16 protein-coding genes are annotated in these 26,063 nt (G+C 48.2%); 5 read left to right on the top strand and 11 right to left on the bottom strand.

What is annotated here, in order from left to right:
- Nucleotides 1–130: 130 nt before the first annotated feature.
- From thrC to thrA, 3 genes are read right to left on the bottom strand one after another with little or no spacing between them, the layout of a single operon-like run.
- On the bottom strand, nucleotides 131–1,432 hold the full coding sequence (gene thrC, locus BQ7480_RS04950) for a threonine synthase (protein WP_072541958.1): 1,302 nt from the start codon (nucleotides 1,430–1,432) through the stop codon (nucleotides 131–133).
- An 11-nt stretch (nucleotides 1,433–1,443) separates the two neighbouring features.
- Nucleotides 1,444–2,658, bottom strand: coding sequence for a cofactor-independent phosphoglycerate mutase (locus BQ7480_RS04945; RefSeq protein WP_072541957.1), 1,215 nt, complete (start codon nucleotides 2,656–2,658; stop codon nucleotides 1,444–1,446).
- Between the two features lie 12 nt (nucleotides 2,659–2,670).
- Nucleotides 2,671–5,103 carry a bifunctional aspartate kinase/homoserine dehydrogenase I gene (gene thrA / locus BQ7480_RS04940; protein WP_072541956.1) on the bottom strand — a complete coding sequence of 811 codons (2,433 nt, stop codon included), beginning with the start codon at nucleotides 5,101–5,103 and terminating at the stop codon, nucleotides 2,671–2,673.
- 404 nt (nucleotides 5,104–5,507) lie between these two features.
- Here thrA and radA point away from each other — a divergent pair, with 404 nt between their 5' ends.
- Both radA and BQ7480_RS04930 read left to right on the top strand, forming a co-directional pair.
- A complete protein-coding gene (gene radA, locus BQ7480_RS04935) occupies nucleotides 5,508–6,881 on the top strand; it encodes a DNA repair protein RadA (RefSeq protein WP_072541955.1) in 1,374 nt (457 codons plus the stop codon).
- Nucleotides 6,882–6,972: 91 nt separating this feature from the next.
- Nucleotides 6,973–9,189, top strand: a complete 2,217-nt coding sequence (locus tag BQ7480_RS04930) for a beta-N-acetylglucosaminidase (protein ID WP_072541954.1) — start codon at nucleotides 6,973–6,975, stop codon at nucleotides 9,187–9,189.
- A gap of 155 nt (nucleotides 9,190–9,344) precedes the next feature.
- Here BQ7480_RS04930 and BQ7480_RS04925 read toward each other — a convergent pair whose 3' ends face one another.
- The 3 genes from BQ7480_RS04925 to BQ7480_RS04915 are packed head-to-tail and all read right to left on the bottom strand — an operon-like array spanning nucleotide 9,345 to nucleotide 14,123.
- On the bottom strand, nucleotides 9,345–10,808 hold the full coding sequence (locus BQ7480_RS04925) for a DUF3868 domain-containing protein (protein WP_072541953.1): 1,464 nt from the start codon (nucleotides 10,806–10,808) through the stop codon (nucleotides 9,345–9,347).
- A gap of 23 nt (nucleotides 10,809–10,831) precedes the next feature.
- Entirely contained in the window at nucleotides 10,832–12,364 is a 1,533-nt protein-coding gene (locus BQ7480_RS04920; RefSeq protein WP_072541952.1) for a DUF5723 family protein, read from the bottom strand.
- Between the two features lie 25 nt (nucleotides 12,365–12,389).
- Entirely contained in the window at nucleotides 12,390–14,123 is a 1,734-nt protein-coding gene (locus BQ7480_RS04915) for a hypothetical protein (RefSeq protein WP_139255712.1), read from the bottom strand.
- A 200-nt stretch (nucleotides 14,124–14,323) separates the two neighbouring features.
- Between BQ7480_RS04915 and BQ7480_RS04910 the strand changes: the two genes are divergently transcribed.
- A complete protein-coding gene (locus BQ7480_RS04910; RefSeq protein ID WP_072541951.1) occupies nucleotides 14,324–15,970 on the top strand; it encodes an NAD(P)/FAD-dependent oxidoreductase in 1,647 nt (548 codons plus the stop codon).
- 12 nt (nucleotides 15,971–15,982) lie between these two features.
- A complete protein-coding gene (locus BQ7480_RS04905; protein WP_072541950.1) occupies nucleotides 15,983–16,567 on the top strand; it encodes a response regulator transcription factor in 585 nt (194 codons plus the stop codon).
- A gap of 1 nt (nucleotide 16,568) precedes the next feature.
- Here BQ7480_RS04905 and BQ7480_RS04900 read toward each other — a convergent pair whose 3' ends face one another.
- A complete protein-coding gene (locus BQ7480_RS04900; protein ID WP_072541949.1) occupies nucleotides 16,569–17,765 on the bottom strand; it encodes an esterase in 1,197 nt (398 codons plus the stop codon).
- A 129-nt stretch (nucleotides 17,766–17,894) separates the two neighbouring features.
- Here BQ7480_RS04900 and BQ7480_RS04895 point away from each other — a divergent pair, with 129 nt between their 5' ends.
- Nucleotides 17,895–20,351 (top strand): TonB-dependent receptor, encoded by a 2,457-nt coding sequence (locus BQ7480_RS04895; RefSeq protein ID WP_072541948.1) that lies wholly within the window; start codon nucleotides 17,895–17,897, stop codon nucleotides 20,349–20,351.
- A 201-nt stretch (nucleotides 20,352–20,552) separates the two neighbouring features.
- Here the strand turns inward: BQ7480_RS04895 and BQ7480_RS04890 are convergent, their stop codons facing one another.
- From BQ7480_RS04890 to BQ7480_RS04875, 4 genes are all read right to left on the bottom strand, one after another.
- The gene (locus BQ7480_RS04890; RefSeq protein ID WP_072541947.1) at nucleotides 20,553–22,565 is read right to left on the bottom strand and encodes an alpha-glucuronidase; all 2,013 of its coding nucleotides are present in this window, start codon (nucleotides 22,563–22,565) and stop codon (nucleotides 20,553–20,555) included.
- Nucleotides 22,558–23,535, bottom strand: coding sequence for a glycoside hydrolase family 43 protein (locus BQ7480_RS04885; RefSeq protein ID WP_072541946.1), 978 nt, complete (start codon nucleotides 23,533–23,535; stop codon nucleotides 22,558–22,560). The genes BQ7480_RS04890 and BQ7480_RS04885 overlap by 8 nt, the downstream gene beginning before the upstream one ends.
- A 48-nt stretch (nucleotides 23,536–23,583) precedes the next feature.
- The gene (locus tag BQ7480_RS04880) at nucleotides 23,584–24,684 is read right to left on the bottom strand and encodes an endo-1,4-beta-xylanase (protein WP_072541945.1); all 1,101 of its coding nucleotides are present in this window, start codon (nucleotides 24,682–24,684) and stop codon (nucleotides 23,584–23,586) included.
- Nucleotides 24,685–24,775: 91 nt separating this feature from the next.
- Nucleotides 24,776–25,939, bottom strand: coding sequence for an IS4 family transposase (locus BQ7480_RS04875; RefSeq protein WP_072543906.1), 1,164 nt, complete (start codon nucleotides 25,937–25,939; stop codon nucleotides 24,776–24,778).
- Nucleotides 25,940–26,063 lie beyond the last annotated feature (124 nt).

The following is a 26,063-nucleotide window of genomic DNA, read 5'->3' as shown; positions in this document are numbered from 1 at the left end:
CGTCAGCTCAGTACTTCCTTTAAAGTACTGGAGTACTCCCCTGAAAGTACTGCAGTACTTCTTAGGCAGTACTAAAGTACTTCCAAGGAAGTACTGAGAACTACTCTTATCCTAATCTGCGTCCGAACAATTACTGCTTCATCAGGTAAGCCTTGAAAGCCGCAAAATCTTTTGACATCGGTATGCTCTGTTTGGTTCCTTTCATAAAGGCCTGAAGTTTCTCCGGTATTTTTACCTCTACACCGATGATACCTTCTACGGTCTGCAAGAATTTGGCCGGATGAGCGGTCTCCAGGAATACACCCACTTCGCCCTCCTTCAGTTCTTCCGCTAAAGCCCGGTATCCACATGCCCCATGGGGATCCAGCAGATAACCCGTTTCTTCATACACCTTCTGTACCGTTTCCCGAATCTGGTCATCGGTATAGGTTTCTCCACTGATTTCGGAAGCGATGGCCTCATGGCTGCCGTCGTACAAATCCAATACACGGGCAAAGTTACTTGGGTCGCCCACATCCATGGCATTGGCAATCGTAGCCACAGAAGGACGTGGATTATATTTCCCTGTCTTCAGGTACTGATAGAATATGTCATTCCGGTTATTGGCGGCAATGAAACGCTTCACGGGGAGTCCCATGCGCTTGCCAAACAACCCGGCAGTGATATTCCCGAAATTTCCACTCGGTACACAGACTACCAAATTGTCGGCTTTACCGATTTTCTTCATCTGCGCATAGGCATAGAAATAATAAAATGCCTGAGGCAAGAAACGGGCCACATTAATGGAGTTGGCGGAAGTGAGCTGCATGTGTTCGTTCAATTCCTTATCCATGAACGCACTCTTCACCAGTGCCTGGCAATCATCGAACGTACCGTCCACCTCAATGGCCGTAATATTATGTCCGAGGGTAGTAAACTGCTTTTCCTGAATCTCGCTGACTTTTCCCTTCGGGTAGAGCACATATACATGGATACCTTCTACTCCCAGAAAACCGTTTGCCACGGCACTTCCCGTATCACCCGAAGTGGCCACCAGCACATTGACCTGCTTTTTCCCTTCCTTGCGGATAAAATACCCCAGCAGACGCGCCATAAAACGACCGCCTACATCCTTAAACGCCAGCGTCGGTCCATGAAACAGTTCCAAAGAATAAATATTATCTTTCACTTTCACTGCCGGCACATCGAAATTCAAGGTATCATATACAATCTGTTTCAGAGTCTCTGCAGGTACATCTTCTCCAAAGAAGGCATCGGCCACCTTATAAGCTATCTCAGGGAAAGAAAGCGTATCAATCTCGTCAAAAAAAGACTGCGGCAATGCCTTTATCTCGCGAGGCATATACAAGCCCTTATCAGAAGCCAGTCCTCTCACTACAGCCTCTTCCAAAGTAGCGTCCAGCGCTTTTCCGTTTGTACTGTAATACTTCATATTGCAATTTGTTACTGAATGTTCATAAATAAATTCATAAACTCGTCTTTTTCCATCAAGCCGTATCCGCCTTCCTTACAGCTTATTTCATCATAGGTCTGCACGGAATCGGGCACAATACCCGGATAATAAATCAAAAACGGTATAGGCTCATTGGTATGTGTCCGCAACTCACAAGGCGTAGGATGGTCTGGAAGAACCGCCATGGCGACAGGTTCATCCCATTGTTTCACCGCCTCATAGACAGGTCCCACAATCCGACGGTCCAGGTTTTCAATCGTCTGCAACTTCAACGGCACATCTCCTTCATGTCCGGCCTCATCGCTGGCCTCCACATGCAGATACACAAAGTCATCGGTTTTCAAGGCTTCAATGGCTGCCTGGGCCTTTCCTTCATAATTGGTATTATACAAGCCGGTAGCTCCTTCCACTTCAATGCAACGCAATCCGGCGTAACGCCCGATACCCCGAATCAAATCGACTGCCGTAATGACCGCTCCTTTATGAATGGACGGATATTTCTCGGCCAAGGGTTCCATCTGCGGACGGTATCCCGGACTCCACGGCCAGATGCTATTGGCCGGGTCCTTTCCTTCTGCCACCCGTTTCAGATTGACCGGATGAGTGGGCAGCAACTGTTGTGACTTCAAAATCAAATCATTCAACAAATCGGCTGTTTCCTGTGCTTCCGGACACAAAGCCTTCACCAAATTCGGGCGGAAAGGCTGCAAAGGGATATCATGCGGAGGCACACAAGCCAGCCGTTTGTCTCCTCCTTTTATCACCAGCAGATGACGATACTGCACACCGGTATAGAAATGAATACGGTCGGAGCCCAGTTTTTCATCCAGGAAACGAATCAGCTCATCGGCTTCCTCGGTCGTGATATGCCCGGCAGAATGGTTCTTCAAAATATCTCCTTCCACACATACGATGTTACACCGCATGGCCATGTCCCCTTCCTGAAGGTCTACTCCGATACTAGCAGCTTCCAGCACCCCACGGCCTTCGTAAACCTTGGGCAAGTCATATCCCATTACCGACATATTGGCCACCTCACTCCCAGGATGAAATCCGTCGGCTACGGTCTTCAACATACCCGTACGTCCCATGCGTGCCAGTTTGTCCATATAAGGAGTCTGTGCATACTGCAACAGGGTCTTTCCTCCCAGCGACGGAACAGCCCAGTCGGCCATGCCGTCGCCCAATATAATAAGATGTTTCATGACTGTCTGTTTTTAAATATTGGCAATGCTCATAATATCCGCAAATACTCCTGCAGCGGTTACACTGGCACCCGCTCCATAGCCTTGAATCAGCATCGGATATTCATTGTAACGTTCGGTGGTGAGCAGAATAATGTTATTGGTACCCGCCAGATTATAGAACGGATGGTTGCTGTCCACTTCCTGCAACGCCACTTTTCCATGTCCGTTTTCCAGACTGGCAACAAAGCGCCAGCGTTTTCCTTCGCGTTCCACTTCACGGCGACGCTCTTCGAATTCCTTATCCAATTTGGGTATGTTCTTCCAGAAATCATCCAACGTTCCTTCAAAATACTTGTCCGGAATAAACAGGTGGGTTTCCACGTCTTCCTGGTTCAAACGATAACCCGCTTCACGAGCCAGAATCACCAGTTTCCGAATCACATCCTTCCCGCTCAGGTCTACTCGCGGGTCAGGCTCTGAATAACCCTCTTCCTTCGCCTGACGGATGGTCGCACTCAACGGCATGTCGGCGCTGATACGGTTGAAAATATAATTCAACGTACCGCTTACTACCGCTTCAATCTTCAGGATTTTATCTCCACTGTTTATCAGGTCGTTAATGGTATTGATTACCGGTAATCCCGCTCCTACATTCGTTTCAAACAGGAACTTGACTCCCCGCTGACGGGCTATTTTCTTCAATTCCGCATAAATATCATATTCCGAAGAAGCCGCAATCTTGTTGGCTGCCACTACCGATACGTTATGACTCAACAAGTCCTTGTAGAGGGCCGCGATATCCGGACTGGCGGTACAATCCACAAATACCGAATTGAAGATATTCATCCCTACAATCTCATCCCGGAGCACCTGCGGAGATGAAGGAGAACCTTTTTCATCCAATTCCTCCCTGAAATGCTCCAAATCAATTCCTGCACGGGTAAACAAGGCCTTGTGACCGTTGGCTATCCCAACCACATGCAACTTCAATCCACGCTCCTGTTTCAATTTTTCCTGCTGACCATGAATCTGCTCTATCAGGCTGGAACCCACTGTTCCTGTGCCACAAATAAACAAATTCAAGACTTGGTATTCTGACAGAAAGAACGAATCGTGAATCACGTTCAATGTTTTCCGTAAAGAAGTGCCGTCTACCACAAAAGAGATATTGGTTTCCGAAGCTCCCTGCGCACACGCAATGACATTGATGCCGTTTCGTCCCAAGGTACCAAAGAGTTTACCGGCAATACCCGGTGTATGCTTCATGTTCTCACCCACAATGGCTACGGTGGCCAGATTGCCTTCCGCCTTCATCGGTGAGATTTCTCCCATTTCAATTTCTTTGGCAAACTCCTCATTCAATACTTCACAAGCCAAATCCGCATCCTCATTTCTTACTCCGATGGAAGTAGAGTTCTCGGAAGAAGCCTGAGAAACAAGGAACACACTGATACCGTTTTCTGCCAGCGTTTTGAAAATACGATAATTAACTCCAATCACGCCTACCATTCCCAAACCGGTCATGGTAATCAGACAAGTATCATTAATGGATGAAATACCCTTAATGGGTTTGGAAGAATGGTCAGCATCCTGTTTGACAATTGTTCCAGGAGCCTCCGGATTGAAGGTATTCTTAATCAGAATCGGAATATTCTTGTGACACACCGGATAAATGGTCGGCGGATACACCACCTTCGCCCCGAAGTTGCACAACTCCATAGCCTCCACGTAACTCAACTCCTTGATAGGATAAGCCGTGCTGATGACTTTAGGGTCGGCTGTCATAAAGCCGTCCACATCCGTCCAAATTTCCAGAATATCCGCATCCAGCGCAGCCGCAATGATGGAAGCCGTGTAATCCGAACCACCCCGTCCCAGGTTTGTGACCTCACCGGTATTCTTATCCGTAGAAATAAATCCCGGCACGACGGATACTTGCGGTATCTCACTGAAAGTTTCGCGTACCAACTGATTGGTAAGTTCCGAGTCCAGAATATGCTTGTTATGTTTTTTCTCTGTCTTGATAAATGTACGGGAGTCGAACCACATAGCTCCTTGAATCAAGGTAGCCACGATAATGGAAGACAAACGTTCTCCATAGCTCACAATAGTGGCCGAAGTCTTGGGAGAAAAATCCCGAATCAAATAAATCCCCTGAAAAATATCCTTCAATTCACTTAGCAGTTCATTCACCAAATCCAGAAGTAATTCCCTGCCTCTTCCTGCCGGAATGACCGTGTAGACCATTTCTATATGGCGGTTCACGATTTCTTTCATTTCCTTTTCATAAGCATCATCGCCCGAAGCGGCCATTTTTGAAGTACAAATCAATTTGTCGGTAATACCTCCCAATGCAGAAACAACTACAATCACTTTGTCATCTACACCTTCTACAATGCGCTTCACGCTTAACATGCTATTGACGGAGCCTACGGACGTACCGCCGAATTTCAATACTTTCATAGATTATTCTTATTTTTATGCCCGAATTCCTATAATCCGGTCTTATTTCCATAAGAAGAAAGCAGTACAATCCACCTCCCTACGGAAACAAATAAATTAAATTAAAGTTGAATGAATAAAATAACTGAAATGTCTGCATCCGCAGACGTGTATCACGTAGAAACACCAAACATACTATCCTTTACCCCCTAGGGGTCATCCCTGTGGCAGAAGTAATAAAAGGCATATACCCATGCCCCTTCAACAAGATGATATGAAGACAGCGTTCAGTCATAGATTATTGTTTTTCTGCTGGCAAATATAACAACATTTTTCCACAAACCCACATTTAAATGATATTTTTTTGGCAGTATCAGAAATAAACATAAGTTTTCGTACCTTTGTCTGAAATTAGTGTGACAACTATGGCAAAAGAAAAAACAGTATATGTCTGCACGAATTGCGGACAAGAATCCCCGAAATGGGCCGGGAAATGTCCCTCTTGCGGACAGTGGAACACATTTGTAGAAGAGGTGGTCCGGAAAGAAGCCCCCGTGGCCAAGCATGTGGCGCACGGCATCGAATCCGTACGTTCCAAACCTCAGCCTCTCAAAGCTATCGCATCCGACGAGGAGCAACGGATTGATATGCTGGACGAGGAACTCAACCGGGTATTGGGAGGAGGACTTGTGCAAGGCTCTCTGACTCTGATTGGCGGAGAGCCCGGTATCGGCAAATCTACCCTGGTACTTCAGACCGTACTCCGACTTGCCCACAAAAGGATTCTTTATGTATCCGGTGAAGAAAGCGCCCGTCAGCTCAAACTCCGGGCTGTCCGCATCCCCCATCCGGACAATGACAATCTGCTGATAGCCTGTGAGACTTCATTGGAGCAAATCTTCACCCATATCAAAAATGCCGCTCCCGACCTGGTCATTATCGACTCCATTCAGACCATTTCTACCGAAAACATTGATTCCTCTCCCGGCAGCATCGTGCAGGTAAGGGAATGTACCGCCTCTCTCTTGAAGTTTGCCAAAGAAACCGGTACCCCTGTCATCCTTATCGGACACATCAACAAGGAAGGCAGCATCGCCGGACCGAAGGTACTGGAACACATCGTGGATACGGTGCTGCAATTCGAAGGAGACCAGCACTACATGTACCGCATCTTACGCAGCATCAAAAATCGTTTCGGAAGCACCGCTGAACTGGGCATTTATGAGATGCGGCAGGACGGCCTTCGCCAAGTCAGTAATCCTTCGGAACTCCTGCTTACCCAAGACCATGAAGGCATGAGCGGGGTAGCCATTGCCGGAGCCGTGGAAGGCGTACGTCCTTTCCTGATTGAAGTCCAGGCATTGGTCAGCACGGCAGCCTACGGTATGCCGCAACGTTCTGCCACCGGCTTCGACCTCCGACGCATGAACATGCTGCTGGCCGTATTGGAAAAGCGGGTCGGTTTCAAACTGGCACAGAAAGATGTCTTCCTGAACATTGCTGGAGGACTGAAGGTCAACGACCCGGCCATCGACCTGGCCGTCATCAGTGCCATTCTTTCCAGCAACATGGATTCTGAAATCGAAACGGGGTTTTGCATGGCAGGCGAAGTCGGACTGAGCGGAGAAATCCGTCCGGTCAACCGCATCGAACAGCGCATCAGTGAAGCCGAAAAACTGGGATTCCAACGGATGCTGATACCCAAGCACAACCTTTCAGGTATCGACCGCAAGAAAATCAAAATAGAACTTGTTCCTGTACGGAAAGTGGAAGAAGCCTTCCGGGAATTATTCGGATAAGTTCCTTCCGCTTTCAAGATAAGGTTCTTTGTAAAGATGCTCCAATTATGTATGTTTGCAATATCATTATTATCTAACCTAATTAAAATTTATGAAACACCATTTACTACCCTTATTCTGCATGTTTTTAGGTGCCACACCTATTCTGGCCCAGACCGATGCCAGCCTGCTTCAACCCAAAGTGCAGGAATTTAAGCCGAACAAACAGCAACAGACCGTGGCCGTGCCGCAATCTTACCAGCTCATCCTGGGCGAAGGCAGCTGCCCGCATGCCGCTGAAGCCCTGAAACAGCTTCTTCCCAACAAACAGGAAAAAACCGGATTCAAAATCATTCTCGGGAAAAAAGGTGATAAAGCCGTCAAGAAATATGCTAAAAAAGTTCCATCACACAAAGAAGGTTATTATATAGAAGTGAACGACAACAGCATCGTGATTGCCGGTGCGGATGCACGAGGGGCCTTCTACGGCGTGCAGACTTTAGCACAGATGGTACGTCAAGGCGATTTGAGCCTCTGCACCATTGAGGACTATCCCGACATTGACTTCCGCGGTGTGGTGGAGGGGTTCTATGGAACTCCCTGGAGCCACGAAGCCCGTATGCGCCAACTCGAGTTCTACGGTAAAAACAAAATGAATACATATATCTACGGCCCGAAAGACGACCCGTACCACTCCTCCCCCAATTGGCGAAAGCCTTATCCGGAAAAGGAAGCTGCTCAGATTCATGAACTCATCGAGCAGGCTACCCGCCACGAAGTGAACTTCGTATGGGCCATTCATCCGGGAAAGGATATTAAATGGACAGATGCCGACCGCGATGCCCTGATTCAGAAATTCGAAGCCATGTACCAGTTAGGGGTACGCTCCTTTGCCGTGTTCTTCGACGATATTTCAGGCGACGGTACAGACCCCGTACGCCAAGCTGAACTGCTGAACTACATTGACAACCATTTTATCCAGAAAAAACACGATGTGAGCCCTCTGGTGATGTGTCCTACGGAATACAACAAGAGCTGGTCGAACGTGGAAGGCGGTTATCTGACTACCTTGGGGGAAAAACTCAACCCCAGCATCCATGTCATGTGGACCGGAGATCGGGTGATTGCCTGCATCGACAAACCTACTTTGGACTGGATCAACCCGCTCATCCGGCGTAAGGCCTATATCTGGTGGAACTTCCCGGTGAACGACTATGTGCGCGACCATCTGCTCTTAGGGCCGGTATATGGCAATGCCAAAGATATCAAGGACGACATGTCCGGTTTCGTGTCCAATCCGATGGAACATGCGGAATCTTCCAAAATTTCCTTGTACAGCGTGGCCGACTACACCTGGAATCTGGACACTTACGACAGCATCCGGTCATGGAAGCATGCCATCAAAGATTTGTTGCCTCAGAAAGCCGCTTACCTGGAAACCTTTGCCACACACTGTTCGGACTTAGGACCTAACGGACATGGATTCCGCCGCGACGAGAGTGTATTCCTGCAACCTGTGCTGAAAGTACTGGCACAAGATATGCACCAAACCGAGGCACTCGACAGTGTACTCCGGGAATGTATGCTTCTGGAAACTGCCTGCGATGTACTATTGGCCGATAACGAAAATCCGGCCCTCATCCAAGAGATGCGCCCCTGGTTGAAACAGGGCAAACTGCTCGGCGAATATGGCCAGTGTGTACTGCAGATGGTAAAAGCTCTGGACGGAAAAGACGCTGCCTTCAAGACCTACTACGACCGTGCCCGCGCCTTGCAGACTCAGATGTACGAACTGGATATGACCGAAAACCAGAATCCGTACCAGCCAGGGGTAAAAGTGGGAAGCCTCATCCTGTTGCCCACTCTGAATCAGGTATATACCCAGGTAACCAGCGCCTATAATACCCAGTACAATACCCACCTGGAAACTAAGGCTGAATACAATCCTTACACACTGACCAGCGATGTGCCTCAGCTGAAGACCCAGCTGGTACGTGCCCGCCATCAGTACGTGAATGTGTCACCATCCAATGAGGTCATCAAATGGCCGGCTGGAGCCATGCTGCAGATTGCCGTAGACCAACCGATTCGCTTTGAGGCCCTGACCATGGACTTAGGTACCCCGGGAGTAGCTTCACAGTTCACACTGGAAGTGAGCCGTGACGGTCAGGAATGGCAGGTCGTTTCTCTGTCACAAGCAGCCGAAAAAACGGAAATCACTGCCTCCATCCCGACGGATACGTCCTTGAAGTATGTCCGTCTGACGAACAAATCCGACCAGGAGATACAGGTTTATTTCAAGAAGTTTAGCTTGAAAGTACAGAAATAAAACCGAATAATGATTACAAACCGCTGCATCGCATCACTTCGTCAAGAGGTGCCAATGCAGCGATTTGTATTTTTCAAACAATCCAATGTCAGGGCATAAAAAAACCCGTACCAATGAAAGTACGGGTCTTTTTTATATCAAACGAAGGCGGTTAATCACTTCTGCGGTGCTGTTTCATAAGGTACCATTTTCTCCAGATTGGCATTCGCTTTCTCCGGTTCCACACTTGCAGCTTTCTGGAACCATCCTTTTGCATCCTCCGTGTTTCCAGCCAACCAGGCCAATACACCCAGGTTATTATACGCACGCGGATCTTCTTTTGCCTTGTCCATATAAGACGCTGCCTTCTTGAAATCTCCACTGATAATATTGGCCGAAGCCGCATTGATATTGGCAATCACATCTTCAGGATAAGTAGCGGCTGCTATCTCATAAACTTCCTTGTATTCCTTGGTACCCGGCTGATACATTCCAGCCACACGATACATCTCCTGCAAACTCAACAGCTTGGGATTCGTATAAATCAGACGGGCAGCTTCCGAATTCAGCACCTCTCTCACCTCGTAATCTACCGATACACTCAAGCGGCGCAGACGAGGATAATACTGGTTCATCATCGTGCGGTAAGTGGCCGTGCCCAAAGTCGTTTTCAACCGGGCCTCACGCACATCCAGATTATCATACTTTTGAATGACCGCCAACGCTTTATCAGCATACGCAGGGCTATCTTCTTCCAGCATTTTCACCAGACTTTCCCAATCTTCTCCACCAGAAGTCACATGCAACACTTCCTGCGGGAAATTATATCCTCCCTTCAAGTTCAATGCAAATGATTCCGCACGCTGGGAGGCCACTCTGTCATTGGTACGGACTGAACCGTCAGGAGAAGAATATCCACAGACATTAATAGACTTGAATGTCACCAAATCACGGTCCTCCAACGGATCCAGAATATTTTTCAGCTTTTGCAATTCACTACGGTTATTTTTATAGTCCGCATCAAAAGTTGTCTTACCTACCGGAAATTCAATATACAACGTACTCTGTTCAGAACGTACTTTCGGTTCGTCCTTCGGTGTCAGGAATGAAACCATCTCCTTGCAAGGTTCACACACCTCAAACTCTACAGGCAGGGCAGGAGTCTTGACAGCCATATCCGGCTCTATCACTTTGATATTGAGCAAATCCACTTCACAACATTCCTTTCCTTCCTGAAGCAGAATCATGGAAGCATGGTCCATCCACGGCTGATAAGGTACAGAAGCCTTGTAACGCACCACATCTTCCCGGTTATCCTGGCGTCCGTGAATCACCACATACGGATTATCATATCCGAACTGCCGGGCCATTTTCCGCTCCGAACGACGCATCTTATAATCCCCATTCTTACCTGTCACAATGACCGGAGGCATGGCGTAATAATTCTGCCCCTCACGCAACACCGGAGTAAAGGCATAAGTCTGCTCACTATTGACACGTACATCTGCCACATTCATGGAAAATTCCATGGTCAATGTATCGTTCTTCAAAGTCAATGCAGGACGTGTGTACTGAATATCACGTGCCATAGCCGATAAGGACAATACGGCAAGCGATAACATATATACTATTTTTCTCATATTCACTTTTTAAATTTTTCTTTTTATAATGACTGTACTTCTACACATTGATATCTTGTTTTGTGCTTCGGACCAAACGTAAAGTTTATACCCAGATTCACGTTCGCAGAGAAACGGTTGATAGGTATGCAATACTTCGGCGTATATTTCCCCATTGGCACATCGGCAGCTACAAAGAAGTTGAAACCCTTCGGATGGAAATTCAACATCAGTCCTGTGCTGGAACCGAAATTAGAAAGCGCATAGTTCAAAGAGGCCTCGAACCAGGCTAACGGCGACACATTGGCAGAAAGACGTGCCTCTGTCCAGGAATGACGTCCCTGAATACGGGTAGAAGACAAAAGGCCGAATTTCAAACGGTCGTAAACAGGCAAAGTATATTCCGCACCCAAGTTCAAGGTAGCCGCCAGCGCAGTCGTACGCTTCAAGCCTTCCCCTTCCTTCGTGAATTTAGCCATCTGTTTCAAATCATCCGCCACACGGTCACTCTGGTTGTCAATTGAATTCGGGTCGTTATCTCCCAAATCAGACTTCACCGGAATCTCATTGAATCCGTCAAATTCAAAACTGTTGTTCATCGTGGCTTTCACTGTATTTTTCCAACGGATGAATCCCAAATCCAATACGGCAGCCGAGAACGTCCAGTCGTCATTCAGGCGATAAGTCGCACCAAAATCAAAAGCCAAGCCAAAGCCTGTAGGACCCATTTTCTTCGTATCAAAGTCCAAGTCATCATACGAAAGCAGTTGTTCAGAACCAGGTTTCAACTGGTTCGTACGGTTACCGTTGGCATCCAATACATAATCACTCTCCTCATAATTTCCCGTTTCACCACGTGTCGGTGCAATCAGTCCTTTGGCAGAAAGATAAGCCTGCGCACCCGACGGCGTAATTTTCCACGCATCCGGAGTAGCGTCAATGTCCAAACGGTCTATTTTTACCGTAGCTTTTGCCAATCCTACCAGGAATTTCGCTTTTGCTCCCACAGTCCACTGCTCATTTATCTGACGGGCATGTCCGAAGGCGATTTCCGCATAATTAGTCGTAAGAATATTCAAATCATTCACCGTGTAATGGGTACCTTCCGGAGCATCCACCCCATTTTTCATAAACTTAAACAGCTGGTCGGGTGCAAATACATTGGCATTACTCTTGATAGACAAGCCGAAAGTATTAAAACCACCCCACGCATAAAATCCTGTCGACAGGATGTTCTCATTCAGATTGAAACCCATCTTTATCCGGTTGGGCAATCCGTTCAGGAAATCTGCCCGACTTACCCCTTCATGCATGAAAGTCATTAAATCGCCATTCGATTTCACGAACAGAAAATCACCTACACCTGCAGTACCCTGGGCCCCAACAGACAAATTTCCCAGTCCGGGCATACCTACATATCCTCTTTCTCCCATAAATGCCGGATTCAGTTCATGGCGATAAGTGGCTCCCTCCAGGAAATAGGCAGAACGGTTTATCTGAGACTGTGCCACAGCTCCACCTACACAAACAAAAGTCGCAAATCCGGACAGTATTGTAAATAAAATATTCTTCTTCATCTGTTTTAGTTTTTCTCGTTCATTATTAGTTCAAATCTACATTCACCCCACCCGGAACAGTCAATTTCACATTGGTCACTTTCAACCATTGAGTATCTTTCAGAGGCACACCGGCGGCTTCTCCTGTTACAGCTGTAATCTTAAAACAGATTTTATCTATCTTCGACAAGAATCCAGGGTCTTCTGCTGTGCTCAGGTTCAACACCACCTCACTGGTAGCAGGTGTTTCTCCATCCACACTTTCCATGACATATTGTTTATCTTCCTCTATCGTTTTTTCTATGCCTGTCAGTTCCCGACCATACACATCCTTAATCTGCACATTTTCCGGTTTCAGCTGTAATTTCAAAGGAATGGCATTATCGACTGTCAAAATAATATTTGCCTTTTTCAGCGTCACCTTGTCTACATCCTTCAAATCTTTATTCAAATCCTTGATTGAATCACTGTATACGATATTCAGGCCTTGTTCAAAACTCAGCGGCACATCTACATCATAACTGGCCGCCAACTGATAGTCTCGTCCCAGTTCTACCTCATAGTAATCACCGTTGCGGACAACCGGTTTCAAATCTACATCAATATCGTCCGGAATAATTTCCAGCAGATTATTCATATCAGCTACGATGACATTACTTGTCATCCCTTCCACCGTTACATTCTCTGTACGTGAAAGCGCTATCACATTGTTACCCGGTTGCAAGGTCACAGCCGTTTTTCCATAGCCCGCACCGACCTGCACTTCATGGCCTTCAACATTGGCATTGTTCTTCTTGGGGGTCAATAATGCATCCAGTTCTATCGGAGTGTCCAATGGATTATTGGCCTTCAGCACAATCACCGGATTGGTAATGTCCAGACGAGTGGCATCGTCTTTCAAGAAATCAGGCAAGTCATTCAATTCAATTTGGGTTGTTTCTGCATTGATATCGGGTTGAATGACTCCAGTGACAAAATCAGCCGCCATTTCACTCAACGTCACGTGCAAATTCAGACTCAAATTTCCTGTGCCACTAATTCCAGAAGTGACTACTTTTCCTTTCATAGACACCTCTCCTTCAATTGTCAGACTTCTATTTTCATCCGGCTTTACTCCTTCACTGGCTTTGGTACCAAATTGATAACCTACAACTTCCAACTGTTTGGGTGTAAATGCTCCATTCAGAGTAAGTTTATTGCCAGCTTCAACCTGTCCCTCTTTAAACTTCAGGAATTCAGGAAGCTGGATAACCAGATTTTCGGCCTTTACATCGCCGTGCAAAGTTCCTTCCAATCCAAAAGTCAAATCCAGAATGGCAGGATTTTGAGTGCTCAGCGCTCCCAATTCTTTCAACGCCTCATCGATATCATCGGCAGTAGCCGTCAATGTATTAGCGATTTCTATAGACGTCAGAACCGAAGAAGTGCTACCCGAAAAATTCTCTACAATTTTCTGTGTCAAATCCGTTTGAGCACCGGTAATCATTACCTTTTCCACTGTAGTAGGATTTACGTCAATATCATCTGTTTTCGTCAGGTGATATACATGCGTAGCCACATCCGGCTGCAAGATATCCCCTTCTTCCACTTCGATGATTTTACTTAAGAAAGCTGTGTCTGTGCTACCCACAGGAATCGCGAGATGCTCTCCTCCCACGTTGATTGTCATGTCGATGTCCTTGTCCAAGTCGTACTTGCTATCTACACACGACACATTCCACCATGAGAATGACAACAATAATCCCCATAACGGGAACATTCTTTTTACCTTAGATTTCATACTGTTATTTAAATAAAATTCAACAATCATACGTATTAACACCTTATCACCTATAAAAGTTGAGAAAAATCGACCACAAATATAGAAAAATTTACAATACATTATCCACTAAATCTTAATTTAGCCTTAAAACCACCAGTAAAAAGCCGTTGCAGGAACGAAACAGAAGTCCTATCTTTGCAAAAAAGTTACAAAGTATTATGACCCACGAATATCAACTCCGCATTCTGCCCGAACAGGCAGCCAGTGAACAGTCACTCAAACAATACATCAGTCGGGAAAAAGGGCTGGACATCCGCACCATCAACGCTATACGTACTCTGAAACGCAGCATCGATGCCCGCCAGCGTACCATTTACATCAATCTGACTGTCCGCGTTTTCGTCAATGAAACGCCTTCGGAAGAAGAGTTTGAACGTACGAATTATCCCAATGTAGAAGGCCGCCCCGCCGTAATTGTCGTCGGAGCCGGACCGGGAGGATTGTTTGCCGCCCTGAAACTGATAGAACTGGGATTACGCCCCATCGTGGTAGAACGCGGGAAAAACGTACGTGAGCGAAAAGAAGACCTGGCCCGTATCAGCCGGGAACACAAAGTAGATGCCGAGTCTAACTACAGCTTCGGAGAAGGAGGAGCAGGCGCTTACTCCGACGGGAAACTCTATACCCGCAGCAAAAAGCGGGGCAGCGTAGAAAAAATCTTGAATGTGTTCTGCCAGCACGGAGCCAGTCCAACCATCTTGTCGGATGCACACCCCCACATCGGAACCGACAAGCTGCCAAGGGTCATCGAGAATATGCGAAACACCATCCTTGCCTGCGGCGGAGAAGTACACTTCCAAACCCGGATGGAGGCCCTCCTGATTGAAGGACAGAAAGTGAAGGGCATTGAGACCCATAGCGGAAAGACCTTTCTCGGCCCCGTTATCCTGGCTACAGGACATTCTGCCAGAGATGTGTACCGCTGGCTGTATGCCCACGGTGTACAGCTGGAAACCAAAGGGATTGCCGTCGGTGTACGACTGGAACATCCGTCCATGCTGATTGACCAGATACAATATCATAATAAAAACGGGCGTGGGAAATACCTTCCCGCCGCCGAATACAGTTTCGTGCAACAAGTAGACGGACGAGGAGTCTACAGTTTCTGCATGTGTCCGGGAGGATTTGTGGTTCCGGCAGCCAGCGGCCCTCACCAGCTGGTGGTAAACGGCATGAGTCCGAGCAACCGAGGCACAAAGTGGAGCAACTCGGGCATGGTGGTCGAGACACGACCGGAAGACTTGCTGCTTCCGGAAATGCAACTCCAGGCGGACCCTGTTTCCGGTTCTCAGGAAGCCCTCACCGAAGAACTGATACTCCGCGACGGAAAGCTGCCCGATGGCACTGTCCATACACTGGCCATGATGCGTTTTCAGGAAAAGCTGGAGCAAATCTGCTGGCAACAGGGAAACATGCGTCAGACAGCTCCTTCCCAGCGTATGGTAGACTTTACCCGGAAAAAGCTGAGTTACGACCTGCCGGCCACTTCGTACAGCCCGGGGCTGGTATCCTCCCCCCTGCATTTCTGGATACCGCCATTCCTGAGCGAACGCCTCAGCAAGGGATTCCAACTCTTCGGAAAAAGTTCCCGCGGTTTTCTTACCAACGAAGCCGTCATGATTGCGGTAGAAACCCGCACCTCCTCCCCCGTACGTATCGTACGTGACAAGGATACCCTGCAACACCTCACCGTGGAAGGCCTGTTCCCTTGCGGAGAAGGAGCCGGTTATGCCGGAGGAATCGTTTCGGCCGGTATCGACGGCGAACGCTGCGCCGAAGCCGTAGCCCATTACTTGAATCATTAATTCCTACGCCTTATGCACCAGCCTGAAATAGCCATTATCGAGCCCAATACCCTGACAGCCCTCGGACTGCGAACCATTCTGGAAGAACTGATTCCAGAAGCTGTCATCCGTACCTTCTCTTCATTCGAACAGCTGATAGACGACACCCCCGACATGTATGCGCATTATTTCGTTTCAGCCCATGTCTATTTCGAACATACCTCGTTCTTTTTGGAGCGGAAACCCAAATGCATCGTCTTGTCAGCTGGAGAACCTCCCTTGCTGACAGGTATCCCGAGCCTGAACATCCTTCTTCCACAGGAACAGCTGGTGAAAACCATCATGCATACCCGGAAAAAAGGGCACGAGCTGACCCATCATCCCGTACCCACCACACCGGCGGATACGGAACATGAGCTGACAGCCCGTGAAATAGAGGTACTCCGGCTGGTGACCAAAGGACTCATCAACAAGGAAATCGCCGAAAAGCTGCACATCAGTCTGACCACGGTGATTTCACACCGGAAAAACATTACTGAGAAATTAGGCATCAAGTCCGTATCCGGCCTGGCCATCTATGCGGTCATGCACGGATACGTGGAAGCCGACCGGGTGTGATTCAGCGGAACAGCTCGGGCAGCAGATGGTTCAGGTATTTCCGCCAGTTGCGCCATTCATGGCCGCCGTCGGTTTCCATATACTCGTATTTATATCCATGGTTATCCAACAGCTGACGGTATTTCACATTGTCCTGATACAGGAAATCCCCGTTGCCGATGGCAATGAAATACAGCTTGGGAGCCTCTGCAAACTGGGCAGCCAGCTTTTCTTCCAGGTTCTCATAAATATACGCATTCTCGCTTTTTGACTGACGGTTGATGGCGGCAGAAAACAGTCCCACGTAGCCGAACTTATCCGGATAATTGGCCGAGATATACAAGGAATGGAATCCTCCCATTGACAGCCCGGCAATGGCCCGGTGTGCCTTGTCGTTCACCGTGCGGTAATGCGTCTCCACATAGTTCATAATATCCGGAAAGGCCTTTTCAAAAGAACCTTCCATGGTCTTCGGATTCATGAATGAAGGCTTGTACATGCTGTTCGGATATTCCCCGGGCACAGCCTCCTGCCCTCCGTTACCGTTGGGCATCACCACAATCATCGGTTTCGCCTTTCCCTGTGCTATCAGGTTGTCCAGAATCTGCACGGCACGCCCCAACTCACTCCACGCGTTCTCATCGCCACCGGCTCCGTGCAACAGGTAGAGCACCGGATAACTTTCCTCACTGTCTTCATACCCGGCCGGAGTATAGACCGTCATCCGCCGGCGTTCCATCCCCAGCGTAGGACTCGGATACCACACCTTTGAGACGGTGCCATGAGGTACTTCCCGCACCAGATAATTCTGCGACGGCTCCCCGTCGACCAGAAAATAGTTGGTATAGGTGGCAATGTCGCGCAACATATACACATTGTTGGGGTCGAGCATACGCATGCCGTCTACATAGAAACAATAAGTGTGCAATTCCGGGGCAGGTACCGAGGTTGTGTAAGTCCACACTCCGTCTTCGCCTTTCTGCATCGGAATCCTTCCAGCCACTTCCACTTCTCCCAGTGGAGTCTGCTGCCGGGTCTTCTCAAAAAAATCGGCTTCCACAGACACATTCTCTGCTTCCGGAGCCCACAGACGGAATGTGACGGTCTGGTTCTTTACTTCGGGCGAAACCAGATTGCCCGTATTCATAGCCACAGTTTCCTGCGCCCAGACGCCAAGTGCGAATACACACACCGCCGCCAAACTCAAAAATCTTCTCATACCTTTTACCTTATTATATATGGCTTCATTACAAAACACAAAATTAGCAAAATCCTCATTTATTAGGATTGTCCGTCCCCTCAAATTCCACTTACTTTGCACCCGTTAACTAAACTATATTACAGCAGAATGAAAAAAAATACCGCTATCGCTTTTTTATGGGCTGTTTCGGCATCCAGCGTATGGGCTGGGACCTCTCCTGCAGATGCCTTGCCCAAAGACACCACCAAGGTCATCGACATTGAAGAAGTAGTCGTCATTGCCACACCGAAGGAAAACAACCGCCTGCGCCAGCAGGCCGCTTCGTCGACCTCGTTTTCCCAAAGTGCCCTGCGCAACCAGTCGGTTACTTCCGTGAAATCTCTGTCGGCTCTGGTGCCAAACCTGTTCATCCCCGACTATGGATCCAAACTGACCACTTCTGTCTATATCCGCGGTATCGGTTCACGTATCAATACACCGGCAGTAGGTCTCTATGTCGATAACATTCCTTTCATCGATAAGTCGGCTTTCGACTTCAATTACTCGGATATCGAACGTATCGACGTCATGCGCGGACCACAGGGAACGCTCTACGGACGCAACACCATGGGCGGACTTATCCGTGTATTCACCAAATCACCCTTCACTTATCAGGGCACAGACCTTCGCCTGGGAGCGGCCACTTACAACAACTACAACGCCTCGCTCACCCACTACCACCGTATTTCCAGCCAGTTCGCCTTCTCGGTAGGTTTGTTCTACGACCATAAGGGAGGGTTCTTCAAGAATGACTTCAACGGCAAACGGATTGATACCGACAATGAATTCGGCGGACGCATCCGTGCCATCTACCTGCCCACCGACAACCTGAAACTTGATTTCACCGTGAACTATGAATACGCCAACCAGGGAGGTTATCCGTATGAATACACCGGAAAAGTAAGCGGCGAAGAAGACCGGGCACAATACATCGGCCACATCTCCTACGACAATGCCTGCGGCTACAAGCGTAACCTGCTGAACACCGGATTGAATCTGGAATATCAGGCCGACAACTTCATTCTGAGCAGTGTGACCGGCTTCCAATACCTGCGCGACCACATGGATTTGGACCAGGACTTCACGGAACAGAACATCTATACCATGATGCAGAAGCAGAACTCCAAGACACTGAGCGAGGAAATTGTCCTCAAATCCAAACCCGGACGCCGCTGGCAGTGGACTACCGGAGTGAGCGGCTTCTACCAGTGGCTCGACACGGAGGCTCCCGTCACTTTCCAGAAAGACGGAGTAAACTGGCTGAACTCTACCATCAACACCAATGCCAATAAATACATGCCGACCATTTCGGCTGGTCCGATGACCATGAAAATGACTTTCAATGACGTCATCAACGGCGAACAACTGGTCATCCCGGGACAGTTCGGCACGCCTATCCTGAATGCGGCCGTGTTCCATCAGTCCACCTTCAACGACCTTTTCGGTCTGAAAGGTCTTTCACTGACCGCCGGTCTCCGCATGGACTATGAAAGCCTGAAGCTGGATTATTACAGCGGTTGCCAGTTTACCCACACCTATTCGCTGAGTGGCAAACTGACTCCCGGCGACAAAGTCATCCCGATGGTACCGGCACAAGACTTCAACGTGAACAACAGTTACCACGGAAAGCTGTCGCACGACTACATCCAGCTGTTGCCCAAGTTTGCCCTGCAATACGACTTTGATTCACGCAACAACCTCTATGTCAGCGTAAGCAAAGGTTACCGCTCGGGAGGATACAACATCCAGATGTTTTCCGACCTGCTGCAAAACGACATGCAGGCCAGCATGATGAAAAATGTAGCTGATGTAACAATTCCTATTGTCAATAAGGTGTCCATGCTGAGCGACGAACAGAAACAGAAGATTGCGGGCATGCTGAACGGCATGGCACAGACGCCACAAACCGACGTGAAGGCTGCCACGCTCTACAAGCCGGAATATTCATGGAACTATGAAATCGGTTCGCACCTCACCCTGCTGAACGGAAAACTGCAGGCCGACCTTTCTGCCTTCTACATGGATACCCGCGACCAGCAATTGTCGCGCTTCGCCGAAAGCGGACTGGGACGCATCACTGTCAATGCCGGAAAGAGTCGTAGCCTGGGAGCCGAAGCCAGTCTGCGTGCCCAGCTCACCGACAAGTTCAGCCTGAACGGAAACTATGGCTATACCTACGCCACTTTCACCGACTACGTGGTGAGCGAAACTGAAAACTACAACGGAAATTATGTACCGTTTGTACCCAAACATACCTTTACCGTAGGCGGACAGTACATCTTCCCGTTCCGTAAGAATGCCATTCTGGACAACATCACCCTCGATGCCAACTACCGGGCGGCGGGCCGTATCTACTGGACAGAGCAGAACAATGCCAGCCAGGCCCTCTATGGCACACTGAACGGACGCCTCAGCCTGAACAAAGGAAACGGACAAATCGGTATCTGGGTGAACAACGCCTTGAACAAAGATTACCAAGCTTTCTACTTTGAAACGATGAGCCGCGGTTTTGCCCAAAAAGGACGTCCCGTACAAGTAGGTATCGATGTACGCTGCCGCTTTTAAGAAAATATAAACTATTGAATTATAACAATTTAAGAAACACTTAACCACATAAAAAAAACGCTTAGGCGTTTCATCTGAAACGCAAGTGCGTTTAAAACAAAACGCAAGTACATTTGATTCCAAACGTACTTGCGTTTTTTCATGAGTTTTTTATGCCCCTAAAAGTCCTCCAAAATCCTCCAAATTCACTTCCAATCCCCCTTATTTTTTCCGCGGAAGCATCTCAACCGTAGGGGGTTCATAGTTACTGATGGGCAACTTCACTTTTTTCAATTCCTCCAAGGTAAAAACCGGAGGCTCCACCCCTTTAGGATAGGGCTGATTGGAGAATGTACGGAAATATTCCAGACAAGCATCTTTCCACCACACGGCATCGCCAACCTGGATGTCCAGTCGTTCGGCCACCGCCTGATAGCGTTCCGCATCGACATAGGGCTGCATTTCCTTCCATACCTGCTGAAACGCACGCACTTCGTCCACACCTTTCTGATACTTGTAACAGAGTTCATCCCACAATGAACGTCCCGAATGAAGCGAGTGATTCCAGTTCACATGATGAAACCAAAGCAGATATTCTTCCGGACATCGCTCCAGCGAATCGAACACCCGGGCCAACGAATCCGGATACTGCGACACGGCATCACTTCCCGAACGGCTCCGGTCGAATCCCAATCCCTCCTTGTCCGCCTGATGATAATACGAAGGCAGCCAATCGGGTCGTGCTCCAGGCACCTCACACCAAGGTTCAGGACCATAATGATGCCCCCAGGCAAAAATGTGGTGCAAGCCCAGCGGCATCATGTAATCCACTACCGCCTCCCGACTGTCCATCATGACCTGCGTCATAGGTTCCACAAACCGGCGGTCGGTCGTGAAAGTCTGTGCCAGCCATTCACGGGCAATCTCTTCTGCCGACAAAGCCGGATTCCAAGCCAACCGCCCGTAAGCATACCAGTTGGCCTGTGCAAAATCATGTCCGCACCAGTTCACGTTATCGCCTACGTTCACCACACCCGCTACCCCCTTCAAGGAAGAAGGCTGCACATAGCGGTAAAACTCTTTCCACATAGTGGCCAGATAAGCCAGGTGATTGGAATGTCCCAAGTACTCCTGCGTAATTTGAAACTCCACCATCAACGGTGTATGCGGCATGGCTCCAAACAACGGACTGTAAGGTTCCCGCGGCTGAAAGTCAATCGGCCCGTTTTTCACCTGCACCATCACATTGTCCCGAAACCGTCCATCCAGCGGTTGAAATTCCAGGTAAGCCTGCTTGGCCCGGTCTGCATCCGACGGACTGTAGACAAAGGCCCGCCACATCACGATTCCCCCATAGGGTTTCAAAGCCTCCGCCAGCATGTTCGCTCCCTCGGCATGCGTACGCCCGTAATCACACGGGCCGGGCTGTCCTTCCGAATTGGCCTTCACCAGAAAACCGCCAAAATCAGGAATCAATCCATAAATTTCCTGTACTTTCTCTTTCCACCAACGTGCCACCTCCTCGTTCAGCGGGTCGGCCGTAGACAAACCTCCTAACTTCATCGGAGAAGCAAAATTGACCGAAAGATACACCCTGATGCCATAAGGACGAAACACATCGGCCAATTTCCGCACCTTTTGCAGGTAGCCGGCGGATAGAATCTCGGCCGAAGCATTCACATTGTTCAGCACAGTCCCGTTGATACCCACCGAAGCATTGGCACGGGCATATTCCCGATAGCGGGCCGGCACGGAATCGGTCAGTTCCTCCCATTTCCACAAAGAACGTCCCGCATAACCACGTTCCACCGTCCCGTCCAGATTGTCCCAATGATTCAGTACACGGATGTCGAAGGTCGGCTTTTCCCGGATATCCAGCCGGGTACAATCCGCTCCTTCCGCCTGTAACCGCAGCAGATGGTAAGTCGCATACAGCAATCCCTGTTCCGTAGCGGCCTCCAGCACCGTCTTTCCTTCGGAAGTACGTATGGTGTATCCCTCTTTGCCCAACCGACGATGTGTCTCATCGGCACAGAGCTGCAAATCCACTTCCCCTCCCTGCCATAAGGCGGCCAGTTCCTCACGCGCCACAGCAAGCGTAGGGGAAGTGACTAAACAACAGACAGACGCTTGATTCACAGGCGTCTGTCGTAACCAAAGTCTGCTCCCGTCTTCGGCCCACAACGTCAGGGCCAAAGACAGGAAACAGACACTACCCCAAAGTCGTTTATTCATCCGCACTGCCTTTTACAGTTTGAATCTTGCCGTCCTCATCATATTCCAGTTCGACAACCTTCAAGCTGCGAAGCCAAGTCTTTCCATCAGAAGGCACACAGTCGTGATGGAACAGATACCATTTTCCCTTATATTCCGCAATGGAATGGTGCGTGGTCCATCCCACCACGGGTGTCAGAATCACTCCCTGATACACAAACGGACCATAGGGATTGTCACCTACGGCATAACACAGCAAGTGTGTGTCGCCAGTAGAATAAGAGAAATAATATTTCCCTTTGTACTTGTGCATCCAAGAAGCCTCGAAGAAGCGGTGCGGGTCGCCCGCAGTCAGCGGTTTTCCATCGGCCCCCAGTACAACGACCGGACGCGGTTCTTCTGCGAAGCCGAGCATATCTTCCGACAATTTTACCACCCGGCTCGGCAAGGCTGGTTCATCGGCTTCCGGCAGGAACGGATGTTCAATGGCCTTATTGTCACGATAACGCTGTAGCTGTCCGCCCCAGATACCGCCAAAATACATATAATAACTGCCATCCTCATCACGGAACACAGCCGCATCGATGCTGTAACTGCCCCGAATCGGGTCGGGCTGAGGAATGAACGGGCCTTCCGGCCTGTCACCGATGGCTACTCCCATGCGGAAAATGTCGTTCCGGTCTTTCAACGGGAAATACAGGTAATATTTCCCGTCCTTACAAGCAATGTCACAATCCCAAAGCTGGCGCCCGGCCCAAGGAATATCAGCTACTTTCAAAGCCACGCCATGGTCGACAATTTCCCCATGCATCACGTCGTCGGTAGACAGCACATGATAGTCATTCATGTCAAAATGATCGCCGTTGTCATTTTCCGGAATACCGGATTCACGGTCGTGTGAAGGGTAAATGTACAAGCGGCCATTGAATACATGTACCGACGGGTCTGCCATGTAATCGGCAGGAAACAGATATCTTTCTTCCTTTTTCATACTATGTAATTTTATGAGACCATTTGATGTTGGTCTCCAGTTCAACATTTATTTCTTTGCAGAGGTTACGGAATGGGGTGCTTCTTCTATCATTTTCCGTACAAAATCTTTAGGCTGGTAATTCCGGTCGAAAAGCAACGGATAGTCCTTTCTTCCTCGAATCGGGAAATTATTTTTCCAGGAATCCTCATCGGTCACTCCCCAGGCGGTCACTCTTTCCACAATGTCGGCATGCTTTTCAAAAAGCTGAAAGAACTCTTGCATTCTTTTATTCCATGCCTGATTGACAGAATCCGGCAAAGCATCCGGATAGGGATTCAAGGATTTCTTGAAAGCCACCGTATCCGAAATATTGGCACTTCTGCGGGCCGTTGGCAAGGCACTCATTTCCCATTCTGTAATCATCACCTTCACACCGGCTGCCGCAAAGGCAAGCATGCTTTCCTCAAACCGGCGGATGTCCGGATAATCCATTCCCATGTGTCCCTGCATACCCACCGCGTCGATACGCAAGCCCTTTTCTTTCAGCGAACGAACCAGCTTTACCACTCCCTCACGGCGTCCCGGCACATCCATGCCGTAATCATTGTAATATAATTCAGCATCCGGATCGGCTTCGTGCGCATACTGAAAAGCCAATGGGATAAACTCTTCTCCCAAAATCTCGTAGAACTTGCTCTTGCGGTAAGAACCGTCTTCCATAATGGCTTCGTTCACCACATCCCATCCTTTAATCTTGCCTTTGTAGCGTCCGACCACCGTCTGAATATGGGTTTTCATACGCTGTTTCAATACTTCAGGAGAAACATTCTTTCCTTTGTCGTCCACACAAAACCACTCGGGAAGCTGTGAATGCCATATCAAGCAATGTCCTGTCACCGTCATGCCGTTGTCGAGTCCCAACTGAACCAAACGGTCGGCATCCTCAAAATGAAACTCTCCTTCCTTCGGTTGGATTTCCTCACTTTTCATACAGTTCTCTGCCACAATGGCATTGAAATGCCGCTTTACGATTTTCAGTGCGGAAGTGTCCATCCCCGATGACTGGCGGACATTAAGCGCCACTCCCATCAGAAATTTATCCCCAACCACCTCTTTTAATGACTTTTCTGAAACGGTCATTTTGGAAACATTGCTTCCGCATGCCATCAGAAAAAGGCTACATAATGCCATCGATACAATGTGTTTGTTCATTTTTCTGTTTCATTAGTGTCCCGTTAAAATGGGACGAGTTAAACAATTAATCAAAAAGCCCCGGAATCAGGGAATCATTTAGATCTTTGACATCATTGAAATTAGTCTTGTCGAACAGGTCACGCAAGTGGGTTTTGTCAGTCAATGATATACTGAGAATTTGCAAAACTTCATAGGTTGAACGTTTCAACTTCATATCATGTTGGACAATAGCCACAAGACAGTACGTGATAATAGCCACACTGATTTGTATGCGAACAGCGTTCTCTGTTGTGCCCCAGAATTTCTTTATCTTGAGATGCTGCTTGAGCCATTTGAAGAACAGCTCGATTAACCATCTTTTCTTATAAAGATTGGCGACATCCAGTGCAGAAAGTTGTTTTGCATTCGTCAAGAAAGTGAACTCACGGTCATCCTCTTCGTCGTAATATCGGACGAGTCTGAATGACTCAGGATATTTTTTCTCGGAGAGATATCCGGTCAGTTTCACTTCCGCATCTGTCATTATGTTCTTTGGCATTCTTCGCTTCCATTTGACTGTCTTATACTTTAAGTTCGTCTTGGCTCTGACAACAAAGAAAGAGTCTGTAAGATGTATCCTATAGAGTTCTTTAAAGGAGTCATAAGCCCTGTCGAATATATAGTAAGCGTTTGGTTCATAATGGATTGAAGACATTGCTGTGGAATCATGCTTTGATGCAGTGGTTACAGTATAGAAGGCAGGAACTTGTGCTTCAATGTCGTATAAGACATGAGCTTTCACCCCTCCTTTCTTGCTTCGGAACTTTGCCCATGGGAATGTTGCAAGACACAACGGAATCGTTGTTGAATCAAACGCATATTTCTTTCTGGAAATGTCAAGGAGGTTGGTCGTCCGCTTCTCGCAGGCTTCCTTCATCATATAGAATGCAAAGTCTTCGAAGATTCTGTAATCACGGTTCTGGTTCGCTGTCGCAAGAGTTGTCTTGGCTATCGGTTCACGACCTAAACCAAGATGATATTGCTTGGCCCTATGCGCCTCGAAAGCAACGATTAAGTCTCGCAGGCTCTCACGGTTACTCAGTTGTCCAAACATCATCGCGAGCATCTGATTCCAGCAAGTGAAATGTTTCACATATCTGTTGCCATCATACTTGCGAACATAGTTGTTGAACTGAGTCCTGTTCAGAAAAGCGGTTAATTGAGAGAATACGTATTTGTCTTGGAACATAGCAGCCATTTGTATTAGACTGCAAAGTTGCAAAATCAAGTCCGTTTCATTTCAAAAAACCGTGTAATTGACTATATTTCAATAATTTCAAAGAACTATTTATCCACTTTTACGGGACAGTAGT

Source organism: Bacteroides mediterraneensis, from assembly GCF_900128455.1.
GTDB classification, from domain to species: Bacteria; Bacteroidota; Bacteroidia; order Bacteroidales; family Bacteroidaceae; genus Phocaeicola; species Phocaeicola mediterraneensis.
The sequence above is the reverse complement of the archived record's forward strand: the minus strand, read 5'-3'. Positions and strand labels throughout refer to the sequence as shown.